We start from the raw sequence: 10,071 nt of genomic DNA, 5'->3' as shown, positions 1-10,071 counted from the left end.
CACGGGGCAGTTGGAAGGCATCAATAATCGAATCAAGGTCATCAAGCGGATGGCGTACGGTTACCGGGATAGCGAATTCTTTTTCATGAAGATAAAGAGCGTTTTTCCCGGTAATCCGTGAAGAACCAAAAAAATGCCCCGAGCGTATCGGGGCATTTTCTTGACTCGGTGTTGACCGGGGTTGATCAGAACTCGTGATCAGCGTTGTCCGGGTTGAGGTCGCTGATGCCCAGTTTGCCTGCGGCCTGTTCGATCGAGCCGGTCTGCTTGACCAGGGCCGCGATGGCGTCACGCACCACCTGGTTGCCAGCGGTGTTGCCGGCGGCGATCAACTGGTCGTAGTGCTCGCCCTTCGTGGCGTGGTCAACCATGACCTGCAGCTTGGCTTCGGTCGCGGCCAGGTCGGCCTTGAGCGCGGCGTCTGCAGCCGGGTCGGCCTTGGCCACCAGCGACGACAGGCTGGCGCCAGTCATTTTGCTGCCATCGACACGGGTGTATTCGCCCAGGTACACGTTACGAACGCCTTTGGCATCGTAGAAGTGCGAGTAATGGGTGTTGTCGCTGAAGCAGTCCTGTTCGTCTTCTGGAGAGTTGGCTTCCAGGGAGACTTTCATCCGCTCGCCCGCCAGTTCGCCCAGCGACAGGCTGCCCATGCCGAAGAGCATTTTGCGCAGGCCGGTATCAACAGGCTCGGCTTCCAGGGTGGCGCGATAGTTGTCGGCCACGTTCGGCTTCCAGTTGCCGACCATTTCTTCCAGGTCGCTGACCAGCAGTTGGGTCACGGCCTTGAGGTAGGCACGGCGACGCTCGTTGTGGCCACCGGTAGCGCCTTTGCCTTCCAGGTAGTCGGATGCAGGACGGTTGCCGGCGCCCGGACCGGTACCGTTCAGGTCCTGGCCCCACAGCAGGAATTCGATGGCGTGGTAGCCGGTAGCGACGTTGGCTTCGGAACCGCCCAGTTCGTTCAGGCTGGCCAGTTTTTCCGCGGTGATGTCTTTCACGTCGACTTTGTCTTCGCCGACCTGCACCTGGGTGTTGGCGATGATGTTGGCGCTGGCGCCCGGGTTGCCCAGTGCGTGCTCGTAGGTCTTGTCGACGTAATCGATCAGGCCTTCGTCCAGTGGCCAGGCGTTAACCTGTCCTTCCCAATCGTCGATGATGGTGTTGCCGAAGCGGAACACTTCGCTCTGCAGGTAAGGCACGCGTGCCGCTACCCAGGCAGCCTTGGCGGCTTTGAGGGTGTCGGCGTTCGGCTTGGCCAGGAACGCGTCGATCGCGGTCTGCAAGGTTTTCGCGGTGGATTCGGCATCGCTGTAGACGGCGTAGACGATGTCGGCGTAATGCGCGACAACGGCTTTGCCAGCAGCTTCGTCGACTTTACCGGCAGTAGCTGCAGCAGCCGGCGCTGCGGTGCTGGCGGCCGGAGTAGGCGCGGGTGCAGCCGCCTTGTCTTTGCCTTCGCCGCAACCGGCGAGGGAAATAGCGATGGCTAGCAAACTGGCGGTAGCCAGAGGCATACGAATCATGGCGAACATCCTGCTTCGGGAGATGATGGACAGGCGCGGGGTGCGCAAAACCGCAACATAATGCAAATCTTTCGCATTATGTGTAAAGGGCTGTGCTTGTAAATATTTCTTATTAACGGAGGTCAATGCGTGGGGCCAGGCCCCGACGCATCACAGGATGGCGGCATTACTGCGCTGTGCCTGCTTGAGATAGGCACTCAGTTCGCGCGCCGGCAGCGGTTTGCTGTAGTGGTAACCCTGACCTTCGTGGCAGCCCTCGGAGATGATGTACGCCTCTTGTTCGGCGGTCTCCACGCCTTCGGCGATGACCTGCATGCCCAGGCTTTTGCCCAGCTGGATGATGGCGCGGACGATGGTTGCGTCGTCATCGTCGTCCAGCAGGTCCTGGACGAAGCTCTTGTCGATCTTGATCTTGTCCAGCGGCAGGCTTTTGAGATAACTGAGCGAGGAGTAACCGGTGCCGAAGTCGTCGATGGCGATCAAGGCTCCGGAACGGCGCAGGCTGAGCAGGTGCTGTGCCGCGGTGCTGATGTCTTCCATCAGGCCGGTTTCGGTGACTTCCAGCTCCAGGCTACGGGGCGGCAGGCGATAGATTTGCAGCAGGTTGTTGACCACCCGGGGCAGTTCGGCGTGGTGCAACTGCACGGTAGACAGGTTGACCGCCATGCGCAGGTCGCTGAACCCCTGGTCGTGCCATTCGCGCAGCTGGCGGCAGGCCTGGTCCAGCACCCATTCGCCGATGGCGATGATGGTGCCGTTCTGCTCGGCCAGCGGAATGAACAAGTCCGGTGGAACCAGGCCATGTTCGGGATGTTGCCAGCGAATAAGTGCTTCGACGCCGACGACGCGGTGATCGAGGTAGCTGATCTGCGGCTGGTAGACCAGGTAGAGCTGCTCGCGGCGGAGGGCGTCACGCAAGTCTTTTTCCAGTTCGCGGCGACGGCGCATTTCGCTGTCCACGCTGGCGATGTAGAACTGATATCGGTTGCGCGAACGGGTCTTGGCCAGGGTCATGGTCTGTTCGGCTTTTTGCAGCAGCTTTTCGGTGCTGTCGCCATCTTCCGGGAACAGGGTGATGCCGATGGTTGCACGCAGGCGGATCTCCTGATGATCGAGGGCGAAGGCTACTTCCAGGTCGTCAAGGATGCTTTGTGCCAGTTCGGCGGCTTCGTAAGGCTGCTCGATGTCAGCCTGAACCAGTGCGAACTGATCCCCCCCGAGGCGAGCCAGGGCGCCGAGGCGGCCACTGTGGGCGCGCAGGCGATCGGCCAGGGCCAGCAGCAATTGGTCGCCAGTCTGGTAGCTGAACTGCTCGTTGATGCCTTTGAAGTCGTCCAGGCCGACGCAGATCACCGCGACCCGACGCTGCAGGCGACCGGCATCCACCAGAATCTTGTCCAGTTGCTGCTGCAATTGCTGACGGTTCGGCAGGCCGGTGAGGAAGTCGTACTGGGCCATGCGCAGCAGGCTGTTTTCGGCCTCGTGGCGCAGATGGGTATTGCGCTCGATGGATTCCAGCAACTGGTTGGCGGTGTTGATCCAGAGCCCCAGTTCGTTCTTCTCGTGGCCCTTGAGCAACGGAATCTTGTGTTCGCTGGGACGGTCGGGGTTGATATTGGTCAGGTGCTCGATGATCCGCGACAACGGCTTGGTCAACAGCCAGTGATAGACCAGGTACAGCACCAGCCCCATGGCCATTGCCCTGAGCACACCGGAAATGAAGATGATGACGGAGCTGACAATAAACCCCTGGCCATAGGTGGCGGTGTCAAGGGTGATGCTCAGGTCACCGTAATACTCACTGTAGGGGCCACGGCCTACCAGTGGGGTGGTGAAGGTGCGTTCCTTGCCCAGAATCAGGTCAGTCAGCCAGCGACTGCCGGACTGCTGCGGTTCACGGCTTTTTTCCGCGAGCATGGTTTCATTGGGGTGGCCGATGGAGGCCATGCGCACCGCGTCATCCTGGAACAGGCCTTCGATGACCTGCATGCCCATTTCACGGTCGAGGCTGTACACCGCCTGGGTCGAGGGGTCGCGAAACATGTCGAGGATGCGGTCGGCATCGTAGGCCACCGCCTGACGGGTTTTATAAGCATCGAAGACAATCTGTGCGCAGCTTAAAACGACACCGACGATCAATGCCGACAAGAGCACGACCCGGAGCAACTTCACCGACAAGCTGTTTTTGAGTTCCAGCTTCAAAGGGTAATTCCTTGTTCCATGCGGGTAACGTCAAGTTGCCATGAGTATTGGCAATCCTGTGATGGCAGTCAAAGGGACAATCTTAACGCTTTTGTCTGCTGGCTTGACCGCATCGCCCTGTCAGCTGGCAATTGGAGACCATTGATAGTGTGTCGGTAGGCACCTCCTGCAACTTGAGGGGCGGGGGAGATTATTTCCATCTGATTGATGGTAGACGCCTGTGGCATTGCGGCAAGGTGCTCTTTGTTTTCAGCCGGATTGCGGGGGGAGTTCACCGAGGCCGGGCATAAAAAAAACCCGGCGATGCCGGGTTTTTTCACTGCAAGCCGACTCAAGCGGTGAAGGTTTTGCCTTCGAACTGCTCAGCCACGAACTTCCAGTTGACCAGGTTCCAGAACGCTTCGACATACTTTGGACGAACGTTGCGGTAGTCGATGTAGTAAGCGTGTTCCCAGACGTCGCAGGTCAGCAGCGGGGTGTCGCCGCTGGTCAGCGGGTTGCCGGCGCCGATGGTGCTGGCCAGGGCCAGGGAACCGTCAGCTTTTTTCACCAGCCAGCCCCAACCGGAACCGAAGGTGCCGACGGAAGTCTTGGTGAATTCTTCTTTGAACTTGTCGAACGAACCGAATGCCGCGTTGATGGCTTCAGCCAGCGCGCCGGTAGGTTGGCCGCCAGCGTTTGGCGCCAGGCAGTTCCAGTAGAAAGTGTGGTTCCAGACCTGAGCGGCGTTGTTGAAGATGCCACCCGAAGAGGTTTTGACGATTTCTTCCAGGGTCTTGCCTTCGAACTCGGTGCCTGGCACCAGGTTGTTCAGGTTCACGACATAGGTGTTGTGGTGCTTGTCGTGGTGGTATTCCAGGGTTTCCTGGGAAATGTGCGGCTGCAGTGCGTCGTATGCGTAAGGCAGTGGCGGCAATTCGAAAGCCATGGTGATTCTCCTAATCAGGTCAGTTGCGGTGGGCGCAAGGCCGATCACGGGCGGCCAGACAAGCGCCGGGGAGTTTGTACTCTTTGCGGCGCAGGTCTCGGATCATAGCACCGGGGGGGCGGCATAACCACGCAACAACTGTGTGGAATAGAGGTTCCAGAGCTGTCGGAAGCAATCAACCGGCCATGATCAGTTGAAAGGCTACCGCGTACATCATCACCGCCACCAACAGGTCCAGTACCCGCCAGGTACTTGGGCGTGCCAGCCAGGGTGCCAGCCATGCCGCGCCGAGGGCCAGGGTGAAGAACCACAGCAACGATGCACTCGCCGCTCCCACGACATAGGCACCGGGTTCGGTCTGTTGTGCGCCGAGGGAGCCGATCAGCAGCACCGTATCCAGGTACACATGGGGGTTGAGCAGCGTGACCGCCAGGGCGCTGAGCAACACCGCACGTAATGAGCGAACGGTCTGGTTCTCGCCTTGTTGCAGGCTTTGTCTGGAAAAAGCCCGACGCAGTGCCTGGCTGCCGTACCACAGCAGGAACGCCGCGCCACCCCAGCGGGCAAAGGCCAGCAAGGTCGGGTTCTGGGCCAGCACCGTGGCCAGGCCGAATACCCCGGCGGCGACCAGCAGGGCATCGCAGGTGACGCAGAGTGCGGCCACCGGCAGGTGATGTTCGCGACGCAGACTCTGCGCCAGGACGAACGCGTTTTGCGTGCCGATCGCCATGATCAGCCCCGCAGCGACCAACAGGCCGTTCACATAGCTTTGCCACATAGGAATTACTCCGCGTCTGCCGCCAGTTGCCGTAGCACTGACATGGCACGTTCAGCGTCGGCCAGGCCGACAAACAAATGGTCGTGGTAGTAGCCGGCAATCACGTTGCAGCTGATGCCGGCCTTGCCCAGCGCAGAGGCAAAGGCGGCGGTAAGGCCGACGGCGGAAAGGGCCGAGTGCACCTTGAGGGTGATCCATGCCGCCCGGTAGTCGAAGCTGAAGCCGGCCTTCTCGGCTTCGGATCGCTCCAGGATCAGGGTCAGGCCTTCCTGTTCCCGGAAGCTGCCGATAATCTCGCAGCCTTGTGGCAACCGGCCGTCGCGAATCGTGCAGAACACATATTCACCGTCGTTGAGGTGGGGGCTCATGCTGCGCAGCAGGGTGTCGAGTGAGGTTTCGCCAGCCATGACGCTGATCCTTGTCCAAGAGTGCTTGCTGGCTATTCTCCTGTTCCAGGCTGTATAAGAAAAACCAATATTGCTGATCGCTCATTAGGAAAACTGATGTTCGACTATAAATTGCTGTCCGCCCTTGCTGCCGTGGTCGAGCAGGCCGGGTTCGAACGCGCGGCACAGGTGCTGGGGTTGTCCCAATCGGCGATTTCCCAGCGCATTAAATTGCTTGAGGCCCGCGTCGGCCAGCCGGTGCTGGTACGGGCCACGCCACCGGCACCCACGGAGATCGGCCGGCGCTTGCTCAACCATGTGCAGCAAGTGCGCTTGCTGGAGCGCGATCTGCAAAGCCTGGTGCCGACGCTTGACGAAGAAGGCTTGCCCGAGCGTTTGCGTATCGCCCTCAACGCCGACAGCCTGGCGACCTGGTGGGCCGAAGCCGTGGGGGAGTTTTGCGCCGAGCAGCATCTGTTGCTCGACCTGGTGGTGGAGGACCAGACGGTCGGTCTCAAACGCATGCGCGCCGGAGAAGTGGCCGCGTGCGTGTGCGCCAGTGAGCGGCCGATGGCCGGGGCCCGCAGTGTATTGTTGGGGGCGATGCGTTATCGCGCCCTGGCCAGCCCGGCGTTCATCGCCCGGCATTTCCCGGACGGGGTCAAGGCCGACCAGTTGGCCCGCACCCCTGCGCTGGTGTTCGGCCCGGACGATTTCCTGCAACACCGCTACCTGGCGTCATTGGGGGTCGATGGTGGTTTCGAGCACCATTTGTGCCCGTCTTCCGAAGGCTTTATCCGCCTGGCCGAAGCCGGCCTGGGATGGGGGCTGGTGCCGGAACTGCAGGTTCGGGAGCAGCTTGAGCGTGGTGTCCTGGTCGAGTTGTTGGCAGATAAACCCATCGATGTGCCGCTGTACTGGCATCATTGGCGCAATGGTGGCCAGCTGCTCGGCTTACTCACCGAACATCTGGTGCGCCTGTCCCGACAGTGGCTGGTGCCGTTGGAGCCGCGGTAAGCGTCAAGCTGCAAGCGAAGCGCTTGCGCACCGTTTTTAACCGACAGCTTGTCGCTTGAAGCTTGTAACTGCATCTGTAGGAGCAATAAATGAAAATTCTGGTCACCGGCGCAAGCGGCTTCATTGGCGGGCGCTTTGCGCGGTTCGCCCTGGAGCAAGGCCTGGACGTACGGGTCAACGGGCGCCGGGCCGAAAGCGTCGAACACCTGGTTCGACGCGGAGCACAGTTCGTTCAGGGCGATCTCACCGACGCGCAACTGGTGCGCGACCTGTGCATGGATGTCGATGCCGTGGTGCATTGCGCCGGAGCGGTGGGGCTGTGGGGGCGTTATCAAGACTTTCACCAGGGCAACGTGCTGGTCACTGAAAACGTGGTCGAGGCCTGCCTCAAGCAAAACGTCCGGCGCCTGGTGCACTTGTCGTCGCCATCCATCTACTTCGATGGCCGCGATCACCTGGGGTTGACCGAGGAACAGGTGCCCAAGCGCTTCAAGCACCCGTATGCCGCCACCAAGTACCTGGCCGAGCAAAAGGTCTTCGGGGCCCAGGAGTTTGGCCTGGAAGTACTGGCGCTGCGCCCGCGATTCGTCACGGGGGCCGGCGACATGAGCATCTTCCCGCGCCTGTTGAACATGCAGCGCAAGGGGCGTCTGGCGATCATCGGCAATGGTTTGAACAAGGTCGACTTCACCAGCGTGCAGAACCTCAACGACGCCCTGCTCAGTTGCCTGCTGGCGACCGGGTCGGCGCTGGGCAAGGTGTACAACATCAGCAACGGGACGCCCGTGCCGCTGTGGGATGTGGTCAATTACGTGATGCGTCAGATGGAAGTCCCCCAGGTGACACGTTACCGTTCCTATGGTCTGGCCAACAGTGTCGCGGCGCTGAACGAAGGGTTTTGCAAGCTCTGGCCGGGGCGTCCCGAGCCAACGCTGTCCTGCCTGGGCATGCAAGTGATGCACAAAAACTTCACCCTGGACATCAGCCGCGCCCGGCATTACCTGGACTACGACCCCAAGGTCAGCCTGTGGTCGGCACTGGATGAATTCTGCGGTTGGTGGAAGGCCCAGGACATCGGCACACGACAGGGGTGAACCGAGTCCAGGGTTCGAGGTCGATCAATGCGGCGGGTTCAAGGTTTATACTCGTCGCATTTAGCCATCACTGTGGTTCAAAAAGGTTGACTCATGTCCATGCGTAACGATGCCAACGACGACTTCGATGATGTACCGAGCCTGCGCGCGGACAGCTTCGATCACGACGACTTCCCGAGCACGGCCGCTGCCCGCGAGCGCACCAGCGTGCATTCGCGGCCGGTGCCGCAGGCCAAGGGGCCGAGTACCGGACCGTTGTGGGCGTTGGTCGGTGCGTTGTTCTTCGCTTTCATTGGCCTTGCCTGGTGGAGCTTCCAGCAGATTTCGCTGATGGAGCAGCAACTGGTGGCCACCCAGGAAAGCTTCGCTCGGATCAGTGAGGACGCGGCCGGGCGTTTGCAGGACATTTCCGGCAAGGTCGTTGCCAGCCAGTCCCATGTCACCAACGACAGCGAAGCGCTCAAGCTGCAAATCAGGCAGCTGGAAAGCAAGTTGCTGGAGCAGGGCCAACAACAGCAAGGCGTGGTGGGGCAGGCGACGGACCTGGACAAGCGCCTGGCGCAGATCGTCGCCCAGAGCGCCGAGCAGCGTGGCGTCAATACTCAGCTGCAAAGCGAGCTCAAGGTCCTGACTGCTGACGTGGCGACACTCAAGAACACGCCGGCCGACACCAGCAAAGTCGAGACTGAGCTCAAGAGTCTCAGTGCCGACATCGCGACCTTGAAGAAACAAGGCAATCCGGGCGCGGCCATCGAGCGCCTGGAGCAAGACTTGATCGTGCTCAAAAGCCAGCAGGACAACCGCCCGACGCCTCAAGGTGGTGCCAATGTCGCCGAGTTCGATGCCTTCCGTGGCCAGGTCACGCGCAATATCACGACCTTGCAGAGCCAGATCAGGAACCTGCAGCAGCAAATCAGCGCGCGACCGTGACGCCTGGCCAGCGCGTGCCTGGGTTGTCCTGAACAGTCGTACTTAGCCTCAAGCCGTCTACGCTCTTGAAATATCAACAAGAACGAGGGACGCACAATGAGGTTTGCGCAAAAGATCGCCTTGCTGGGCTGGCTGCTGGTGGCGTGCCTGGGGCAGGCCCAGGCGGCCGGGAAGGCGGAGGCGCAAGACAAGGCCGCGCTGGCCCTGCTGGAACAAGCCCTGGCCTATTACCACGACAATGGCGACAAGGCGTTTGCTGCGTTCAGTCGCCAGGGCGAATTCGTGGTCAAGGACATGTATGTCTTTGTGGTCGATACCAACGGCATCATGCTCGCCAGTGGCGGGCCATCCTCGGCACTGATCGGGCGGGACGTGTCCGAGGTGCTGGGGCCGGATTTGCAGAAGGCCTTCAAGAACGCCTTGCTGGTGCCTGAGGGGAACGGCATTCAGCAGGCCGATTACCGTTGGCAGAACTGGTCTGACGGCAGGGTTGAGCGCAAGCATGTGTTCTACCAGCGCATCGGCCAGCGGATCCTGGCGGTCGGCTACTACTTGCCGCGGGCTTCGGCTGAGCAGGCCAAAGCGTTGCTCGACAAGACCGCCGCGGACCTGGGCAAGGACGAAAAGGCCACGATCAAGGCGATCAATTCGCTGCAGGGCGGCTTTCTGCAAGATGACCTCTATGTGTTCGTCGTCGATCTCGACAGCCAGCGTTACCTGGCCCATGGCACCAACCTGCGATTGATCAATACCGATTTCGGCCGGATCCAGGACCCGGACGGTCAACCCGTCGGCGAGCCGATCCTGGCGCTGATGGCCGGCCAGGATCAGGGCGAATACGATTACCGCTGGAAAAACCCGGTCACCGGCAAGGTGGAAGACAAGCATGCCTACCTGAAAAAGGTCGGCAACCGGCTGGTGGCGGTGGGGTATTACAGCCCTTGAAGCGAGGCCAATCCCTGTAAGGATGATTGCCTGTCTTGCTCCCGCCACACAGAGGCGTGCCGGGCACCTGCCCCGTGGCGAGCGAGCTTGCTCGCGCTGGGCTGCACAGCAGCCCCAAAACCGGTAACCCAGGTCGTTCTGAAAGACCGCCATCGCCTGGTCAGGGCGCGCTACGCACGCCAGCGGGAGCAAGCTCCCTCGCCACAGGCCTATGGGAGCAACAGCCTTGATCACCTGGGATGAAGTGCCGAACACCTGCCCCGTG

10 protein-coding genes are annotated in these 10,071 nt (G+C 60.8%); 5 read left to right on the top strand and 5 right to left on the bottom strand.

Features of this window, described 5'->3' with window-relative positions; translation table 11 throughout:
- The coding region (locus CKW25_RS07890) for a transposase (protein ID WP_141228961.1) at positions 1 to 121 on the top strand (121 nt) is incomplete at its 5' end.
- A 64-nt stretch (positions 122 to 185) separates the two neighbouring features.
- On the opposite strand, the gene CKW25_RS07885 is transcribed toward CKW25_RS07890, so the two are convergent.
- The 5 genes from CKW25_RS07885 to CKW25_RS07865 all read right to left on the bottom strand — a co-directional run bounded on the left by CKW25_RS07885 (position 186) and on the right by CKW25_RS07865 (position 5,841).
- Positions 186 to 1,526 carry an imelysin family protein gene (locus tag CKW25_RS07885; protein ID WP_095078616.1) on the bottom strand — a complete coding sequence of 447 codons (1,341 nt, stop codon included), beginning with the start codon at positions 1,524 to 1,526 and terminating at the stop codon, positions 186 to 188.
- Positions 1,527 to 1,676: 150 nt separating this feature from the next.
- Positions 1,677 to 3,728 carry a bifunctional diguanylate cyclase/phosphodiesterase gene (locus CKW25_RS07880; protein WP_095078615.1) on the bottom strand — a complete coding sequence of 684 codons (2,052 nt, stop codon included), beginning with the start codon at positions 3,726 to 3,728 and terminating at the stop codon, positions 1,677 to 1,679.
- A gap of 331 nt (positions 3,729 to 4,059) precedes the next feature.
- The gene (locus CKW25_RS07875; protein WP_095078614.1) at positions 4,060 to 4,656 is read right to left on the bottom strand and encodes a superoxide dismutase; all 597 of its coding nucleotides are present in this window, start codon (positions 4,654 to 4,656) and stop codon (positions 4,060 to 4,062) included.
- Positions 4,657 to 4,831: 175 nt separating this feature from the next.
- Positions 4,832 to 5,434, bottom strand: a complete 603-nt coding sequence (locus CKW25_RS07870; protein WP_095078613.1) for a LysE/ArgO family amino acid transporter — start codon at positions 5,432 to 5,434, stop codon at positions 4,832 to 4,834.
- Between the two features lie 5 nt (positions 5,435 to 5,439).
- Complete coding sequence (locus tag CKW25_RS07865; protein WP_095078612.1) at positions 5,440 to 5,841, bottom strand: ACT domain-containing protein; 402 nt, start codon at positions 5,839 to 5,841, stop codon at positions 5,440 to 5,442.
- A 96-nt stretch (positions 5,842 to 5,937) separates the two neighbouring features.
- On the opposite strand from CKW25_RS07865, the gene CKW25_RS07860 reads away from it, so the two are divergent.
- From CKW25_RS07860 to CKW25_RS07845, 4 genes are all read left to right on the top strand, one after another.
- A complete protein-coding gene (locus tag CKW25_RS07860; protein WP_095078611.1) occupies positions 5,938 to 6,837 on the top strand; it encodes a LysR family transcriptional regulator ArgP in 900 nt (299 codons plus the stop codon).
- 89 nt (positions 6,838 to 6,926) lie between these two features.
- A complete protein-coding gene (locus CKW25_RS07855; RefSeq protein WP_095078610.1) occupies positions 6,927 to 7,931 on the top strand; it encodes an NAD(P)-dependent oxidoreductase in 1,005 nt (334 codons plus the stop codon).
- A 93-nt stretch (positions 7,932 to 8,024) separates the two neighbouring features.
- The gene (locus CKW25_RS07850) at positions 8,025 to 8,861 is read left to right on the top strand and encodes an ATPase (protein ID WP_172736436.1); all 837 of its coding nucleotides are present in this window, start codon (positions 8,025 to 8,027) and stop codon (positions 8,859 to 8,861) included.
- Positions 8,862 to 8,957: 96 nt separating this feature from the next.
- Positions 8,958 to 9,806 (top strand): cache domain-containing protein, encoded by an 849-nt coding sequence (locus CKW25_RS07845; RefSeq protein ID WP_095078609.1) that lies wholly within the window; start codon positions 8,958 to 8,960, stop codon positions 9,804 to 9,806.
- Positions 9,807 to 10,071 lie beyond the last annotated feature (265 nt).

This window comes from Pseudomonas sp. Irchel s3h17 (assembly GCF_900187505.1).
In the GTDB taxonomy this organism is placed as follows: Bacteria; Pseudomonadota; Gammaproteobacteria; order Pseudomonadales; family Pseudomonadaceae; genus Aquipseudomonas.
Note: the sequence above shows the minus strand (reverse complement) of the source record. Positions and strands in the feature narration are given on the sequence as shown.